Annotated in this window: 15 protein-coding genes; 7 read left to right on the top strand and 8 right to left on the bottom strand. The window is 75.5% G+C overall.

All coding sequences use genetic code 11. The annotated features are described in order from the left end of the window. Nucleotides 1-46 precede the first annotated feature (46 nt). Nucleotides 47-502 (bottom strand): thioesterase family protein, encoded by a 456-nt coding sequence (locus tag NR073_RS07975; protein WP_036314509.1) that lies wholly within the window; start codon nt 500-502, stop codon nt 47-49. Further along, the gene (locus NR073_RS07980; RefSeq protein WP_306274523.1) at nt 499-1962 is read right to left on the bottom strand and encodes an FAD-binding oxidoreductase; all 1464 of its coding nucleotides are present in this window, start codon (nt 1960-1962) and stop codon (nt 499-501) included. Before NR073_RS07980 ends, NR073_RS07975 begins: the two co-directional genes overlap by 4 nt. Before the next feature lie 86 nt (nt 1963-2048). Here NR073_RS07980 and NR073_RS07985 point away from each other — a divergent pair, with 86 nt between their 5' ends. The 3 genes from NR073_RS07985 (at nt 2049) to NR073_RS07995 (ending at nt 4989) form a co-directional block, all read left to right on the top strand. Further along, nucleotides 2049-2711 (top strand): GNAT family N-acetyltransferase, encoded by a 663-nt coding sequence (locus tag NR073_RS07985; RefSeq protein WP_256748723.1) that lies wholly within the window; start codon nt 2049-2051, stop codon nt 2709-2711. A gap of 1 nt (nt 2712) precedes the next feature. Next, nucleotides 2713-4083: a glutaminase A gene (glsA, locus tag NR073_RS07990; RefSeq protein WP_256748724.1), complete on the top strand. Its 1371-nt coding sequence runs from the start codon at nt 2713-2715 to the stop codon at nt 4081-4083. 126 nt (nt 4084-4209) lie between these two features. Then, the gene (locus NR073_RS07995) at nt 4210-4989 is read left to right on the top strand and encodes a Pr6Pr family membrane protein (RefSeq protein WP_230278034.1); all 780 of its coding nucleotides are present in this window, start codon (nt 4210-4212) and stop codon (nt 4987-4989) included. Nucleotides 4990-5129: 140 nt separating this feature from the next. Here NR073_RS07995 and NR073_RS08000 read toward each other — a convergent pair whose 3' ends face one another. The 6 genes from NR073_RS08000 to NR073_RS08025 form a co-directional block, all read right to left on the bottom strand. Beyond that, nucleotides 5130-5795, bottom strand: a complete 666-nt coding sequence (locus NR073_RS08000) for an SDR family oxidoreductase (protein WP_041104097.1) — start codon at nt 5793-5795, stop codon at nt 5130-5132. Between the two features lie 98 nt (nt 5796-5893). Then, nucleotides 5894-6949: a siderophore-interacting protein gene (locus NR073_RS08005; protein WP_041104096.1), complete on the bottom strand. Its 1056-nt coding sequence runs from the start codon at nt 6947-6949 to the stop codon at nt 5894-5896. Beyond that, nucleotides 6946-7815, bottom strand: coding sequence for an ABC transporter ATP-binding protein (locus tag NR073_RS08010; RefSeq protein ID WP_069941200.1), 870 nt, complete (start codon nt 7813-7815; stop codon nt 6946-6948). The genes NR073_RS08005 and NR073_RS08010 overlap by 4 nt, the downstream gene beginning before the upstream one ends. Continuing rightward, nucleotides 7812-8882, bottom strand: a complete 1071-nt coding sequence (locus NR073_RS08015; protein ID WP_256748725.1) for an iron chelate uptake ABC transporter family permease subunit — start codon at nt 8880-8882, stop codon at nt 7812-7814. The genes NR073_RS08010 and NR073_RS08015 overlap by 4 nt, the downstream gene beginning before the upstream one ends. Further along, on the bottom strand, nt 8879-9937 hold the full coding sequence (locus NR073_RS08020; protein WP_036314493.1) for an iron ABC transporter permease: 1059 nt from the start codon (nt 9935-9937) through the stop codon (nt 8879-8881). The genes NR073_RS08015 and NR073_RS08020 overlap by 4 nt, the downstream gene beginning before the upstream one ends. 9 nt (nt 9938-9946) lie before the next feature. Next, nucleotides 9947-11023, bottom strand: a complete 1077-nt coding sequence (locus NR073_RS08025; RefSeq protein ID WP_036314491.1) for an ABC transporter substrate-binding protein — start codon at nt 11021-11023, stop codon at nt 9947-9949. A gap of 202 nt (nt 11024-11225) precedes the next feature. On the opposite strand from NR073_RS08025, the gene NR073_RS08030 reads away from it, so the two are divergent. The 4 genes from NR073_RS08030 (at nt 11226) to NR073_RS08045 (ending at nt 15231) form a co-directional block, all read left to right on the top strand. Then, a complete protein-coding gene (locus tag NR073_RS08030) occupies nt 11226-11969 on the top strand; it encodes a ubiquinone/menaquinone biosynthesis methyltransferase (RefSeq protein WP_036314489.1) in 744 nt (247 codons plus the stop codon). Nucleotides 11970-12303: 334 nt separating this feature from the next. Then, the gene (locus tag NR073_RS08035) at nt 12304-13032 is read left to right on the top strand and encodes a response regulator transcription factor (protein WP_036314541.1); all 729 of its coding nucleotides are present in this window, start codon (nt 12304-12306) and stop codon (nt 13030-13032) included. Nucleotides 13033-13126: 94 nt separating this feature from the next. Then, entirely contained in the window at nt 13127-14704 is a 1578-nt protein-coding gene (locus NR073_RS08040; RefSeq protein WP_235281271.1) for a cell wall metabolism sensor histidine kinase WalK, read from the top strand. Between the two features lie 140 nt (nt 14705-14844). After that, a complete protein-coding gene (locus NR073_RS08045) occupies nt 14845-15231 on the top strand; it encodes a WGxxGxxG family protein (RefSeq protein WP_145951456.1) in 387 nt (128 codons plus the stop codon). Nucleotides 15232-15307: the final 76 nt, after the last annotated feature.

Genomic DNA, 15307 nt, shown 5'->3' on the forward strand with positions numbered 1-15307 from the left:
GGATCCTGCGAGACGGTTGGCCGTCCACAGGCCCGACGGCGGCCCGTCAGTCCTCGGCGGGGATCAGCACGCGCTCAAAGGCGGCGCGCTCCTCGTCGGAGACGGCCACGGGCCGCCCGGCCGCCGGGTCCACCTGCACGAACACGGCGTCGCACAGCACGCAGCGCCGCCCGTCCTGCCACAGCTCGTGGCGCAGCGTGAAGGACGTCCGGCCGATCCGCAGGATCCACACCCGCGCCGTCACCTCGGGCCCGGCGTAGACCACGGGCGCCTCGTACTGGACCTCCATGGACCGCACGACGCGCTGGACGTCCGGGGACGCCGTCGTCGTGGCCCACGCGCCCAGGGCGCGCACGCGCGCCTCCTCGGTGAGGGTGAGCAGTCGGGCGTTGTTGACGTGGCCGTAGCGGTCCTCGTCGGACCAGCGCAGCTGCAGCCCGACCTCGAACGGGGTCGGTGTGCCGGCGTCGGCGGGGGTCTCGGGGGTGGTCGGCTGCGTCACGGGGTGAACACCTTTCCTGGGTTGAGGATGCCGTGCGGGTCGAACACGGCCTTGATGCGCTGCTGGAGGTCGTGCTGGGCGTCGCCGAGCTCGTCCCGCAGGAACGCGCGCTTGAGCAGGCCCACGCCGTGTTCGCCGGTGAGCGTGCCGCCGAGTTCCAGGCCCGCGCGGAACAGCTCGCCGGCGGCCTCCCAGACGTCCGCCGGGATCGACGCGGCGTCCTCGGCCGCGCCGCCCACCTGCGCCGCGGCGCCGAACAGCAGGATCGGGTGCAGGTTGCCGTCCCCGGCGTGGGCCGTGGTGGGGATGGCGACGCCGGTGCGTGCCTCGATCTCACGGATCCGCGCGAACATCTCGGCCATGCGGCTGCGCGGGACGGCCACGTCCTCCACGAGCGGGGTGCCGAGGCGCTCGAGCGCGGGGAACGCGGTGCGGCGCAGGGCCATGAGGGCCTCCCCCTCGGCGGGGTCCACGGTCACGGTGACGTCCCCACCGTGGGCGCGCATGAGGGCGGCCATGGCCTCCCCGTCCGCCTCGGCGCCGGCGCCGTCGGCCTGCACCAGCAGGAACGCGCCGGACTCGGGCAGGGCGGCCCCGCGCTCGGGCCCCGCGTGCGCGCGCACCGCGGCGAGCGTCGCCTCGTCCATCAGCTCCATCAGGGCGGGCACGTGACCGGCCCCGGTGATCGCCTCGGCCGCGGCGGCGCCCGCGACGACGTCCGGGAAGAACCCGCCGAGCGTCACGGGCACGCCGCGCACGGCCGGCCGCAGCGCCAGCGTCGCGCCCACGATCACGCCGAGCGTGCCCTCCGAGCCGATCATCAGCGCGACCAGGTCGTAGCCGGTCACCCCCTTGACGGTGCGGTGGCCCAGCCGCAGCAGGGTGCCGTCCGCGAGCACCACGTCCAGGCCCAGCACCGCCTCGCGCGTGACGCCGTACTTGGCGCACAGCAGCCCGCCGGCGTTCATCGCGATGTTGCCGCCCACCGTGGAGATGTCCTTCGACGCGGGATCCGGGGCCCACCACAGCCCGTGCTCGGCGAGCGCGGCGTTCAGCGCCCCGTTGAGGATCCCCGGCTCGACGACGGCCACGCGGTCCGCGGGGGAGACCTCCAGGATCCGGTCCATCGCGGTCATGTCCAGGACGATCTCGCCCGCCCCCGCGACGGCGCCGCCGGCCAACCCCGTGCCAGCTCCGCGGGTGACCAGCGGGGTGCGGGTGCCGTGCGCGATCCGGCACGCGGCCTGCACGTCCTCCACCGTCCGTGCGCGGACCACGGCCCGCGGCGCGGCGGGGGAGCGATGCCCCGAGCGGTCCGCCCGGGCGGCCTCGAGTGCGGCGGCGGAGACGTCCACGCGGCCGGGCAGCTCCGCCTGCAGGCGGGCGACGACGTCGGCGGGCGGGGCGTCCGCGGCAGGCGGGGCGGCGGGGGTCGGGTCGAGGGGTGCGGAGGAGTCCATGTCCACCAGTGTCGCCGATCACACGGGGTGGGGCGTGCGTCGGCCGGTCCGATGACGCGCCCGGCCCCGTCCCTAGACTGGGGGCCATGACCTCCCCGGACCCCGCGCCCCCGCGCCCCCGCGTCCACGTGCTCACCCTGCGCCCGGATGGAGCCCGCGAGGACACCGCCCGCCGTGTGGGCACCGTCCTCGCCGAGGCCTTCGCCACGGACCCGTACACGCTCGGGCTCGTGCCCGAGGACCGGCGCGAGGCCCGCCTCGAGCGCAAGTTCACCGCCGCCGTGCGCCACGGGCTGCGCACGGGGGCCGACGGCGCCCCGCTGGGCGCCGTGGACGTCGCCGTGGACGCGGCCGACGGCACGCTGCTCGGCGCCGCCGTGTGGACCTCCCCCGCCGCCCCCCGCGGGGTCGACGTGCCGGGCCTGCTGGCGGGGCTGCCCACCGCCGTCGCCGTCCACGGCCGCCACACCCTCGCCCTGAAGCGGATCCAGGCCGCCTGCGAGCGGGCCCGCCCGGCAGGCCGGCACTGGTACCTTGAGGAGGTCGGCACCGTCCCGTCCGCCCGCGGGCGCGGGGCGGCGAGTGCGCTGGTGCGCCACGGCCAGCGCCGCGCGTCGGGTCTGCCCGTGCACCTCGAGGCGTCCGTGCCCGCCACCGTCCCGTTCTATGAGCAGCTCGGCTTCCGTGCGACCGGCCACGTGCCCGTGCCCGGGGGCGAGCCCCTGACCTGCCTGCGCTGGGAGGCCTGAGATGAGACACCCGATCCCCGACTACCTGGCGAGCCTGGTCACCGAGCTCGGCGCCGTGAACCCGGGCGAGACGGCCCAGTACATCCCCGTGCTCGCGGAGGCGGACCCGGACCGCTTCGGCATCGCGCTGGCCACCCCCACCGGGCGGCTGCACTGCGCGGGCGACGCGGACGTGGAGTTCACCATCCAGTCCGCGTCCAAGCCGTTCACGTACGCGGCCGCGCTCGTGGACCGGGGCTTCGCCGCCGTGGACCGGCAGGTGGGGTTGAACCCCTCGGGCGAGGCCTTCAACGAGCTCTCCCTCGAGGCGGAGTCGCACCGCCCGGACAACGCCATGATCAACGCCGGCGCGCTCGCGGTGCACCAGCTGCTCGTGGGACCGGAGGCGAGCCGGAAGGAGCGGCTGGACCGGGCCGTGGAGATCATGTCCCTGCTCGCCGGGCGTCGGCTCTCGGTGGACCGGGAGACGTACGAGTCCGAGATGGCGGTCTCGGACCGCAACCTCGCCCTGGCGCACATGCTCCGCAGCTACGGGGTGCTGCAGGACTCCGCCGGGGAGATCGTGGCCGGGTATGTGGCGCAGTGCGCCGTGCTCGTCACCGTCAAGGACCTCGCCGTGATGGGCGCGTGTCTGGCGACGGGCGGCATCCACCCGATGACGGGCGAGCGCGTGCTGCCGTCCATCGTGGTGCGGCGCGTGGTGTCCGTGATGACCTCCTCCGGCATGTACGACGCCGCCGGGCAGTGGCTCGCCGACGTCGGGATCCCGGCCAAGTCCGGGGTGGCCGGCGGTGTGCTCGGCGCGCTGCCGGGCCGCGTGGGGATCGGCGTGTTCTCGCCGCGCCTGGACGAGGTGGGCAACTCGGCGCGCGGCGTGCTGGCGTGCCGCCGCCTCTCCGAGGACTTCCGGCTGCACCTCATGGACGGGGACAGCCTGGGCGGCACCGCCGTGCGCTTCGTAAAACGCGAGGGTGACCGCGTGTTCGTGCATCTGCAGGGCGTGATCCGGTTCGGCGGCGCCGAGGCGGTGCTGGACGCGCTCACGGACCTGCACACCGGGGCGGAGAAACCCGGCACCGGGTGGGACGCCGCCGTCTACCCGCGGTGGCAGGAGGCCGCGGCGGACAGCGCGGCGCTCGCGGCCGCGACCAGCGGCGGTGCGGTGCACGAGGCCGCCGCCGTGGCCGCCCGAGACGAGAACGACGGGCCCATCCGCACCGTGGTGCTCAACCTCGAGCGGGTGGACCGGATCGACGACGTCGGCCGGCGGCTGATCGCCGAGGGTGTGCGCCGGCTGCAGGCCGACGGCGTGCGCGTGGAGGTCGAGGATCCGGAGCGCATCCTGCCGCTGGAGGAGGCCGGCGCCCACTGAGGCGGCGGGGCGGGCAGGAGGGGGGCGCGGCGGTGTTCTCCGTCTCGCTCCCTTTCGTTCAACTGCTGTTCATGTGAGAATGGGCGGTCTGTGATCCCTTGACCCGGTTGTTCGAGGACGACCCCCATGCCCCTTTCCACCCTCCGCGTCAGCCTGCCCTCCCTCCGCCGCACCCGCCCCGCCCCGCAGGGGGTCCGTGAGCGGATCGCGCACGCCGTCGTGCCCCGGCTGCAGCCGCGTCCCGTGCCGCCGGTGGACCGTCGGAGCCGCCTGGCGTGGCAGGTCTCGGGGGCACTGCCGCTGATCGGGTGCCTGACCTCGTTCCCCATCGGCATGTCCAAGGACTCCATGGTGATCCCGGGCGTCGGCTATCAGGGCGGTTTCCCCGCGGGCTGGTCCCACGCCCTCAACCAGCCGGCGTACTTCACGTGGCTGTCCAACGCCCTGGTCGCGGGCACGTCGCTGACGCTGGCCGCGCGTCGTGAGGCGCCCACGTCGGACGCGTTCTGGGCCGTGCGCACCGCCGGCCTCGGCTCGGTGATGGTCACGGGGATCGTCTACAACGCGGTGCTGCGCGGCCGCGAACAGGACACCTTCCTCTACCGGCTCAACGACACGCTGCAGCACATCGTCAACCCCGTGCTCGCCCCGGCGGTGTGGGCGCTGTTCGACCCCCGCGGGCAGATCACGCGGCGGCGCGCCGGGCTGGCCTCGGTCATCCCGCTGATGTGGGCGGCGGCGACCATGGCGCGCGGGCCCCGCATCGACTGGTACCCGTACCCGTTCCTCGACGTGCCGCGGCTCGGCCGACGCAGCGTGGGCGTCGTGCTCGCCGGGATCCTGGCCGGCTTCACCGGGCTCATGGGTGTGCTCGGCACCGTGGACCGCCGCCTCGGCCTGGCCTGAGGGGCGGTCCCCGGCGCTGGCGGCCGCCGCCCGGCGCTTTCGAACGTGAGAGAGGGCCTATCTCACGTTCGAAAGCCCCCATTCGCCCCCTTTCACGTTCGAAAGCGCGGGTGGGAGGGGCCGACGACGGCGGCGGCGCGTCAGTCGCCGCGGACGGCCTCGGCCACGGGCACGTCGCCGTCCACGAAGTCGATCTTCCGGCCCACCGTGCCCGGCTCGCTGAGCACGGCCACGATCGCCCGGGCGACGTTGCCGCGGCTGGCCCCACGCTGCGGGGCATCGGAGTCGGAGAGGTCCGGGTCCACGGTGATGCGGCCGGACGGCTCCTCGTCGGTCAGGGCGCCGGGACCGAGGATGGTCCAGGCCAGCCCGGAGTCCCGCAGCGCCTCGTCCGCCTCGGCCTTGGCCTGCGCGTAGGTGTAGAAGGGGTCGTCCTCGGGCACGTCGTGGTGCAGGGACGCGCCGAGGTAGGACACCATCACGTAGCGCCGCACGCCCGCGGCCTCGGCGGCGCGCATGCTGGCGACGGCGGCGTCGTGGTCCACGGCCCGGGTGCGCTGGGCGTCCCCGCCGCCCGCGCCCGCGGAGAACACGACGTTGTCCGCGTCGCGCAGCGCGTGGAGCAGCTCCTCCTGGTCCGCCTTCTCGATGTCCAGGACGAGCGGTTCGGCGCCGGCGGCGCGGACGTCCTCGGCGTGATCGGGGTTGCGGATGATCGAGACGACGTCGTGGCCGGCCTCCGCCAGCAGAGGTGCGGCGAGCAGGGCCACCTTGCCGTGGCCGCCGATGATCACGGTGCGGGTCATGGGAATCTCTCCTTCGGTTCGATCGGGTGCTGAACTCCCACAGTAGGGAGAGCCCGACGCCGGTGCGAGGGCGGAGCGGCGCTCCACCACCCCACTCCTCAGCTCTCCGCCTGGCCCTCCCGCCAGTAGCCCATGAAGGAGACGTGCTTCTTCGGCACGCCGCCGGGGCCCACGCTGAGCCGGCGCAGGGCGCGCACCATCGCGGACTCCCCGGCGAGGAACACGTAGGCCTCGGGCCGTTCGTCGGCCTCGAGGGCGGCGACGGTCCACTCGCGCTCGACGGAGGCCGCGGGCGGCGCGACCGGCCCGCCGGCGTCGTCGGGGTCCACGCCCAGCAGGGCGGCGAGGCGGGCGTGCGCCCAGGACCCCGACGGCGCCCCCGGCGCCCGGCGGCCCACGTGCAGGCGCACGCGGCCCCGGTCCGTCAGCTCCGTCACGGCCCGCCAGTCCCACGGCTCGGGGACGGCCAGGCGCTCGGCGATGAGGTCGGCGGCCTGCCCGTCGTGGGGCAGCTCGAGCACGAGGTCCGCCTCGCCGTCGAACCCGCCGAACGGGTCCGCGAGCTCCTCCGCCACGGACACCAGGGCGGGGACGGCGGTCTCGTCGCCCACGGCCAGCACACGGTGCGCCCCCGTCTGCCGCCAGCCGGACCACGCCGGCGCCTCCGCCGAGGGCACCAGCACGTTCACCGCGTCCCCCGCCTGGACGGCGCGCGCCCAGCGCAGGCCCGGCCCCTGATGCGGGTCGGCGGGGTCGTCCGGGTCGCCGTGCAGCACCACGTCCACGGTCAGCGAGGGCACCTGCCGCCCGTCGAGCCGCACGAGCCCGGCCGAGCGCACCGTGTACGTGCGCATCCAGCCGCGCTCCTCCTCGGGGATGGCCAGGAACCCGGCGCGGAACCCGGCGGACAGGTCCGGGTCCGCCGACGTCCCGCCCGGCGGGGGGATCAGCAGCTTCACATAGGCGTCCCGGCGCGGCCGCGCGCCCCGGTACAGGGCGTGCAGGTCGGCGACGCCGGGCGGCAGCAGTCCCAGCAGGTCCCCGCTGGCGGCCTCCAGGTCCGGGCCCGCCAGCACGATCCGCCGGAACCCGCGGCACGGCTGCTCCACGGACACCACGCGCGTGTGCGCCACGATCATGCCGTCGGCGCTCATCGGCGGTCCCCGTCCCCCCGCGGCAGCACCACGGGGTGGCCCAGCAGCGGGTCGGCCACCACGTCCGCGTCCAGGCCGAACACCTCGGCCAGCACCTCCGGCACGATCACCTCGCCCGGCGTGCCCTGCGCCACCACCCGGCCCGCGGCCATCGCCACGATGTGGTCCGCACTGCGCGCCGCCAGGTTCAGCTCGTGCAGCACCGCGACGACGGTCGCCCGGCCCTCGCCACGCGGGTCCGGGAGCGTGCGCACCAGGTCGAGCACCTCCACCTGATGGCTGAGGTCGAGGTAGCTCGTGGGCTCGTCGAGGAGCACCACCGGGGTCTGCTGGGCGAGCACGAGGGCGAGCCACGCCCGCTGCCGCTGCCCGCCGGAGAGCGTGCCGGCCTCGCGCTCGGCGAGCTCCACGAGGTCGGTGCGCTCGAGCGCCGCGGCGACCGCGGCGTCGTCGCCGGCGGCCCGGCCGCCCAGGAGCCCGCGGTGCGGGTGACGGCCGCGCGCCACGAGCTGCGCCACCGTCATGCCCTCGGGCGCCACGGGATGCTGGGGCAGCAGCGCCACGGTGCGGGCGTAGTCGCGCGCGGACACGCGGGCGGCGTCCCGACCGAGCACCTCGATGCTCCCGGCGCGCGGGGCGAGCTGGCGGGTCAGGCCGCGCAGCAGCGTGGACTTGCCGCAGCCGTTGGCGCCGATGATCGCGGTGACGCGCCCGGCGGGCACGTCCAGGTCGAGGTCCGCGACGATCGGCGGCGCCGAGGCCGGGCCGTAGCCGAGCGTCAGGCCGCGCAGGCGGATCGCGACGTCGTCGGCGGCCCCGGCGCGCGGTGCGGCGGGGGACGGGACGGTGAGCGGGGGAGCGGTCATGCGGAGCGCACGCCTCCTGGGGTCCGGCCCTGGCACAGCAGCAGCCAGAGCATGAGCGGGGCGCCGGCGGCGCCGGTGAGCACACCGGTGGGCAGGGCGGCGCCGGTGAGCAGGGGGACGGCCTCACCGGCCACGAGGTCCGCGAGCAGCACGAGCGCGGCGCCCGTGAGCGCCGCCGCGGGCAGGGAGGGCAGGCCACGGGTGAGCCCGCGCGCCACCGGGGTGGCCAGCAGCGCCACGAACGCCAGCGGCCCCACGACGGCGGTCGCCACGGCGGCCAGCACTGCGCCGAGCCCCAGCGCCGCGGCCGAGGTGGGGCGCGGTCGGGCGCCGAGGGCGTGCGCGAGGTCCGGGCCGACGTCGGCGGGGGCCAGCCGCGCGTGCAGCACCCCCGCCAGCGGCAGGGCGGCCGCGAGCACGCCCGCGAGCAGCGCAATGCGGCCCCACGTGACGCCGTTGAGCGAGCCGGCGATCCAGACGGTGGCCGACTGCAGGTCGTGCTGGGCCAGCGAGAGCATCGCCCCGGCCACCACGGCCTGGCCCGCCGCCGCCACCGCGATGCCGGCCACCACGAACCGTTCGCCCCCCACGGAGCGGGCCGTGGCGAACACGGCGGCCACCGCCACAAGGCCGCCGATCAGTGCCGTGGCGGCGCGCATCAGGTCCGATCCTCCGCCGGTCTGCCCGGCGGTCGCCAGCATCCCCAGCACGACCGCCGCCGCGGCGCCCTGGGTGACGCCCAGGATGTCCGGCGAGGCCAGGGGGTTGCGCAACGTGCGCCGGTAGAGCGCGCCGGCCGCGCCCAGGGCGGCGCCGGTGAGCACTGCGGCCACGGCGCGGGGCAGCTTCTCCTCCAGCACGATGAAGCTCGCTCCCGGGATCGTCTCCCCGCCCAGGATCCGCACGAGGTCCGGGACGGTCACCTGGTACGTGCCCCACACCACGCGCAGCAGGGCGAGGACCAGCACGGCCACGGCGAGGCCCGCGCAGGCCCGTCCGAGGCGGCGCCGGTCGGAGCGGCGCAGGCGGGCGACGACGTCGTCCGGGGCGGTGTGCTGGAGGTTCATGCGGCCACCCCCGGGCGGCGCAGCAGCGCCAGCAGCACGGGCACGCCGAGCAGGACGGTGGTCACCCCGAGGTGGATCTCCCCGGGCGCCACGACGAGCCGCCCGGCGAGGTCCGCGAGGATCACGAGGACGGCGCCCCACAGGGCGCAGCCGGCCATCAGGGCTCGCGTGCTCGGCGGCCGCAGACGGCGCAGCGCGTGGGGCACGAGCAGCCCCACGAACCCGACCGGCCCGGCCAGCGCCACCGCCGCGGCCGTGAGCAGCACGACCGCGCCCAGCAGCACCGCGCGCACCCGCTCCGGGCGCCCGCCCAGACCGTGCGCGAGGTCGTCGCCGAGGGCGAGGGCGTCGAGCCCGGGGGCCACGGCGACGGCGGCGAGCAGCCCGACGGCGATCACGGGCGCCAGGGCGAGCGCCTCGCCGAGGTCGGCGCGGGCCACCGTGCCCACGGCCCAGAAGCGCAGTCGGTCCTGGACCGTGGGGGAGAGCACGAGCAGCGCCGTGGTGCCGGCGGTGGCGCCGGCGGTGATCGCGGCGCCGGCCAGCACGAGCGCCATGGGGGAGGGGGCGCCGGGTGTCGTCCGGCCCCTCCGCGTGGCGGCCGCCGCCACCGCGTAGCCGAGCGCCGCCGCGACCAGCGTCCCGACGGCGGCCAGCGCCAGCACCCCGAACGTGGAGCCGGCGACGCCGAGCGCCATGCCCGCCGCCACGGCCAGCCCCGCGCCGGCGGAGAGCCCGAGCAGCCCCGGGTCGCCGAGCGGGTTGCGGGTGGCCCCCTGCAGGGCGGCGCCGGCCACGGCCAGCGCCGCCCCCACCAGCGCCCCCGTCACCACGCGGGGCACGCGGGAGGCCACGGCCGCCGCCTCGATGCCCTCCGGCACGGGGTGCCCGGTGAGGACCGCGCCCAGGGTGTCGAGCGCCGTCGTCGCCGGCACGGTGCGCGCGCCGAGGGCGACGCCGGCCACGAGCGCCGCCAGCAGCAGCGCCGCGGGCAGGGCGCCCATCAGCACGCCCGCGCGGACGCGGGCCGGGGAGGCCAGGGCCGTGGACGGCATGGGGAGGGATCAGCCCTGCGCGGTCTTCGCGGCCTCGGCGATCGGCGGGACGACCTTCTCGAGCGCGAACGGGATGGACAGCGGGGAGATCGCGGAGACGGAGAGGACCTCCTGCTCGTCCGTCTGCAGGACGAGGGCGCCGGCCTTCACGGCCGGGATCGAGCCCAGCAGGGGGTCGGACTCGATGGCCTCGCGGACCGAGTCCTGGGCGGCCCAGGAGACGAACACGTCCGACTCCAGCTCGTCCGCGCGCTCGGGCGACCACGTGAAGAAGAACGCCTGGTCCTCCGGGGAGTTCTCCGTCACCACCGGCGCCTGCTCCATGCCGAGCAGCTCGAGGAACTTCGGGCGGTTGTCCACGTCCGTGTAGATGCTGATCTGGTCCGCGGCGGCGGGGTCGATGGTGCCGTAGACGAAGGACGCGCCCTGGAGGCCCGCGTGCTTCTCGCCGGCGTCCTTGATCTGCTGCTCGAGGTCCGCGATGAGCTCCTCCGCCTCCTGCTCCTTGCCGAGCACGCGGCCGATGACCTCCGTGGACTGCTGCCACGAGGTGCCGTAGGCGGGGACGTCCTTCGGGTAGGCCACTGTGGGGGCGATCTTCGAGAGGCGGTCGTAGTCCTCCTGCGTGATGCCGGAGTAGACGGCGAGGATGACGTCCGGCTTCACGGCGGCGATCGCCTCGGCGTCGATGCCGGAGGCCTCGGACCACTGCACGGGCTTCTGGGCGCCCTCGGTCTCGGCGAGCTTCGCGTCGAACCAGTCGGTGGACTTCTCCGCGTTCCCGCCGAACTCCACGGCGGCCACGCCCACCGGCACCACCCCGAGGGCGAGGGCCACGTCCTGGTTCACCCAGGACACGGTGGCCACGCGGGCCGGGCGCTGCGGGATCTCGGTGGTGCCGTAGACGTGCTCGATGCTGCGCGGGAACGCGGCGTCCCCGCCCGCGGCGTCTGACGACGACGCACCGGCCGACGAGGACGAGGCCGAGCCTCCGGCCGGGCCGGTGGAGCACGCGGCGAGCAGGAGGGTGAGCCCGACTCCCCCGCTGGCGAGGAGGGAGCGGCGGGACAGGGGGGACGGTGCCATGGTGGTGGCCTTTCACGGTCGCGACGCGCGGGCGCCGGGCGGAGGGGGTCGGGTCTGCGGTCGGAGGATGCGTCGGCCCTGCCGGGCCGGTATTAGCAAACACCGACGTGAGGTAACTCTGGAAGATTAGGGCAACCTAACTCCCCTGTGCAATCCCGGTGAGGGGCGTCGTCGGGGGAGGTGGGCGGGATACGGTGGCCTGGTGAGCCAGAACCCCCTCCCCGCCCCGCGCGGCGACGCGCAGCGCGGCGCCGCCGACCACCACGACCGGGTCTCCGCGATGTTCGACGCCATCGCCGGCCGCTACGACCTGATGAACGCCGTCATGACATGGGGTCAGGAGCCGCGCCTGGTGCGCCGCACGGTGGCGCGGGCCAACATCCCCGCGCAGGCCCGCGTGCTCGACCTGGCCACCGGCACCGGGGACCTCGCGTTCGAGGTGCTCAAGCAGCACCCCGACGCGCAGGTGGTGGGCGCCGACATCGCCGCCGAGATGATGGAGGTCGGCCGTGCCCGCGCGGGCGGGGACCGCATCGAGTGGGTCGTCGCGGACGCCACGGACCTGCCGTTCGAGGCCGGCTCGTTCGACGCCGTGACCCACGGCTACCTGCTGCGCAACGTCGCGGACATCCCGGCGACCCTCGCCGAGCAGTTCCGTGTGCTGCGCCCGGGCGGCTGGGTCGCGGCCCTCGAGACGTCGCCGGCGCCGGACAACGTGCTCAAGCCCTTCTCCTCCTTCTACATCCACCGGGTGATGCCACAGCTGGCGAAGCTGATCGCCGACCGGCCGGAGGCCTACGCGTACCTGTCCTCCTCGACGAAGGCGTTCCACACGCCGGACGAGGTCGCGGACCTCTTCGCCGAGGCCGGCTTCGTGAACATCGGGCACGAGACCCACATGTTCGGCACCCTGGCCACGCACTGGGCCATGAAGCCGGTCGACTGACGCGGGCCACGCGGCGCGGCGTCAGCACAGGGCGGCCCCGGTGGCGCCGCCGGATGCGTCAGGGCTGTGACGAGTCACGCTGATGTCCGCAATCCGAGAAGACTCTGGGCCGACCCGGCTGATCCGCGTAGCATGGGGCTCCGTCGAGGGGGGATCCGCGCACCCCCCGGCCTCCGGTCGCCGCCCGTCCGCCATCCCCCGGAACGGCGTCGCCCCTCCGTCGCGAGGCGCTCGTCCCCCGCAGCCCGCGACGTCCGCGTGGGCACCGTGAACCGTCTCTTGAACGTAGAGGAACCTTGTGAGCCCCATCCAGAGCACCACCGGCCCGTCATCCATGGCGGAGCTGAAGAAGGTCCTGCCCGAGCTCTCGCACCCGGACGGCGCGCCGGTGCGGGTGCTCGTCGTGGACGACGAGCCGATGATCGCCGACCTGCTCTCCATGGGCTTCACCCTCTGCGGCTGGGAGGTGATCGTGGCCCACGACGGCGCGACCGCCGCCGAGCTGGGCACCGCCGGCCGTCCGGACCTGGCGATCCTGGACGTCATGCTGCCGGACATGGACGGCCTGGACGTCCTGGATCGCCTGCGCGCCCACTGGTCGGAGATGCCCGCCATGTTCCTCACCGCCAAGGACGCGACCGAGGACCGCGTGGCGGGCCTGGCCGCCGGCAGCGACGACTACGTGACCAAGCCCTTCTCCATGGAGGAGGTGCTCATCCGCGCGCACCGGCTCGTGCAGCGCTCCGGCGTGGTCTCGGGCGGCTCCGAGGTGCTCGTGGTCGGCGACCTGGTGATGAACACCCGCACCCACGAGGTGACCCGAGGCGGCGACGAGATCGAGCTGACGGCCACGCAGTACAACCTGCTGAAGTTCCTCATGGCCAACGTCCGCACGGTGCTCTCCAAGGAGCGCATCCTGCAGGACGTCTGGGGCTACGACTTCGGCGGCCGCGCGAACATCGTCGAGCTGTACATCTCCTACCTGCGGAAGAAGATCGACGCGGACCGGGATCCCATGATCCACACCATCCGCGGCGCCGGGTATGTCATCCGGCCTGCCTGAGACCGCCGCGGTCCCGTCGGGGCACGGCAGCACCCGCCGCAGGCGGCCCACGTCGCTGGCCCGACGCATCGGCGCCGGCGTCCTTCTGATCCTGATGGCCACCATCCTGGCCTACTCGTTCTACGCGGCCGGCATCACGAAGGCCCTGCTGACCGAATCCGCCTCCCGGGACGCCTCCGAAGCATGGATCCGCGCCTCGGAGCAGCTGACGGCCCCCTCGCCGGGCGGAGGGGGCGACGGCGGCCCGGGGCAGGGGGACCTCCGCGTGCCGGGCACCCTCGGCCAGCCCGAGGGCACGGTGGTCGCGCTCGTCCCGCTCTCCGGTCTGGAGGAGCATCAGCAGGACGCCCTCATCGGGCACCGGGTCGGTGACGCCGGGGAGTCCGTGCCGCTCACGGCGCGGGAGGCCCACGACCTTCTGCACGCCCTCCGGGACCGGCCGGGCGGGCCGATGCTGGACGCCGTCGTCGGCGACGTCTCCTATCGCGTCCAGGCCCAGACCCTGACCGCGCCGGGCCCCTGGGTGGCCGCGGACCAGGTGCTCGTGGTGGGGGCGCCGACGGGCGCCATGTCCGACGTCACACGGCAGGCGCTGCTCGCGGTCGCCGTCGGACTGTCCGTCACCGTCCTCACCACCGCGATCCTGGTGACCCTGTGGCTGCGTCGGGGACTGGCCCCGCTGCGCGAGGTCGCCGCCGTCGCCGAGCGGGTCGCCCAGGTGGACATGGCCCGCGCCGGGCTCGATCCGGAGGACTCACGCATGCCGCCTCGGCTCCTGCAGGGGCCGGACGAGGTGGCCGTCGTCGCCCAGGCGCTCGACCGGTTCACCGGCTCGGTCGAGGCGGCCCTGGAGCAGCGCCGCGTGCAGGAGCAGCAGATGCGCCGGTTCATGGCGGACGCCTCCCACGAGCTGCGCACGCCGCTCGCCTCGGTGCGCGGCTACGCCGAGATGATCGCGATGACGGAGGAGCTCTCCGCGACCGGCCGGCGGTCGCTCGACCGGGTGCTGTTCCAGGCCGACCGGATGGCCGCCCTCGTGGACGACATGCTCCTGCTCGAACGGCTCGAGTCCGTCTCGCGCGGCCGGGCCATGGGCCTGAAGCCCTCCGGGGAGGTGGCGCTGGCCGAACAGGTGGACCTGTCCGAGGTGGTCCTCGAGGGCGTGATGGACGCCCGCGCGGCGTGGCCGGACCACACATGGGTGGTGGACCTGCCCGAGGGGGCGGAGCCGGGCACCCAGCGGTCCGTCACCGGCGACCGGTCGCAGCTGGCCCGCGTGGTCGGCAACCTGCTCTCCAACGCGGCCAAGCACACCCCCGTCGGGACCACCGTCACGGCCTCCGTGCGGGAGGACCGGCCCCGGCCCGGCCTCATGCTCGTCAGCGTCCACGACGACGGCGGCGGCATCCCGGCCGACCGACACGCCACCCTCTTCCACCGCTTCGTCCGCGGCCCCGGGAAGGGCCGGACGAGCGCCTCGGGCACGGAGCCGTCCACGGGTCTGGGTCTGGCCATCGTGCGCTCGATCGCGCGCAGCCATGGCGGGGACGTGACCGTGGCGTCCGAGGGCGGGTGGACGCGTTTCGACGTCGTCGTGCCCTGCACCCCGGGGCGCGCCGGGCCGGGGGCTGCGGGCTCCTGCTGCGGCTCCGCCCGGGCCGGCCGGCCCTGACCCCGGGACGGCAACCGTTGACGTATCCCCACCCCCCTATGCGTACGGTGCCTGTGTATGACCGAAAGGGTCGTCCGGGACTTCCGGCCGATCCACCCCGACGCCGGTCGGCGCAGGCCGCCGGTGAGAGGAGCACGATCATGACTGACATCCGCCGCACCGCCACCGCCCTGACCCTCGGCGCCGCCGTCGTCACCGGCCTCGGTGCCCCCGCCGCCGTCGCGCAGACCACGGCCCCGGCCACCGAGACCGCCACCACGGCACCGGCCTCCGAGTCGCCCGCCCCCCAGGAGGAGGAGAAGGACGACAACGGCAACTGGGGCCTGTGGGGCCTGGCCGGCCTGCTGGGCCTGGCGGGCCTGGCCGGTCGCCGCAAGCGTGAGGTGCACGCCGAGCCCGTGCGCCGCGACCACCACGTGGCCGGCGCGCACCGTGACCACGACGTGCACCGCGTGGACGACCGCGCCGGCGACGTGCGCACCGAGGGCGACGCCACCCGCCGCCCGGGCACCGGCGACGGCCGCTGACCCGACCCCGGCCGCCCGGAGCGGCCCGTGACCGCGACCCCCGTCCCTCCGGCGGGGGTCGCGGCGCGTCCGGGGC

Source organism: Micrococcus sp. Mcc28, assembly GCF_024519775.1.
In the GTDB taxonomy this organism is placed as follows: Bacteria; Actinomycetota; Actinomycetes; order Actinomycetales; family Micrococcaceae; genus Micrococcus; species Micrococcus luteus.

What these genes read in the sequence shown, in the direction of transcription:
- NR073_RS07980 (WP_306274523.1), bottom strand. Translation starts at nt 1,962, where the DNA reads ATGGACTCCTCCGCACCCCTCGACCCGACCCCCGCCGCCCCGCCTGCC.
- NR073_RS07985 (WP_256748723.1), top strand. Translation starts at nt 2,049, where the DNA reads ATGACCTCCCCGGACCCCGCGCCCCCGCGCCCCCGCGTCCACGTGCTC.
- glsA (WP_256748724.1), top strand. Translation starts at nt 2,713, where the DNA reads ATGAGACACCCGATCCCCGACTACCTGGCGAGCCTGGTCACCGAGCTC.
- NR073_RS07995 (WP_230278034.1), top strand. Translation starts at nt 4,210, where the DNA reads ATGCCCCTTTCCACCCTCCGCGTCAGCCTGCCCTCCCTCCGCCGCACC.
- NR073_RS08000 (WP_041104097.1), bottom strand. Translation starts at nt 5,795, where the DNA reads ATGACCCGCACCGTGATCATCGGCGGCCACGGCAAGGTGGCCCTGCTC.
- NR073_RS08005 (WP_041104096.1), bottom strand. Translation starts at nt 6,949, where the DNA reads ATGAGCGCCGACGGCATGATCGTGGCGCACACGCGCGTGGTGTCCGTG.
- NR073_RS08010 (WP_069941200.1), bottom strand. Translation starts at nt 7,815, where the DNA reads ATGACCGCTCCCCCGCTCACCGTCCCGTCCCCCGCCGCACCGCGCGCC.
- NR073_RS08015 (WP_256748725.1), bottom strand. Translation starts at nt 8,882, where the DNA reads ATGAACCTCCAGCACACCGCCCCGGACGACGTCGTCGCCCGCCTGCGC.
- NR073_RS08020 (WP_036314493.1), bottom strand. Translation starts at nt 9,937, where the DNA reads ATGCCGTCCACGGCCCTGGCCTCCCCGGCCCGCGTCCGCGCGGGCGTG.
- NR073_RS08025 (WP_036314491.1), bottom strand. Translation starts at nt 11,023, where the DNA reads ATGGCACCGTCCCCCCTGTCCCGCCGCTCCCTCCTCGCCAGCGGGGGA.
- NR073_RS08035 (WP_036314541.1), top strand. Translation starts at nt 12,304, where the DNA reads ATGGCGGAGCTGAAGAAGGTCCTGCCCGAGCTCTCGCACCCGGACGGC.
- NR073_RS08040 (WP_235281271.1), top strand. Translation starts at nt 13,127, where the DNA reads ATGGCCACCATCCTGGCCTACTCGTTCTACGCGGCCGGCATCACGAAG.
- NR073_RS08045 (WP_145951456.1), top strand. Translation starts at nt 14,845, where the DNA reads ATGACTGACATCCGCCGCACCGCCACCGCCCTGACCCTCGGCGCCGCC.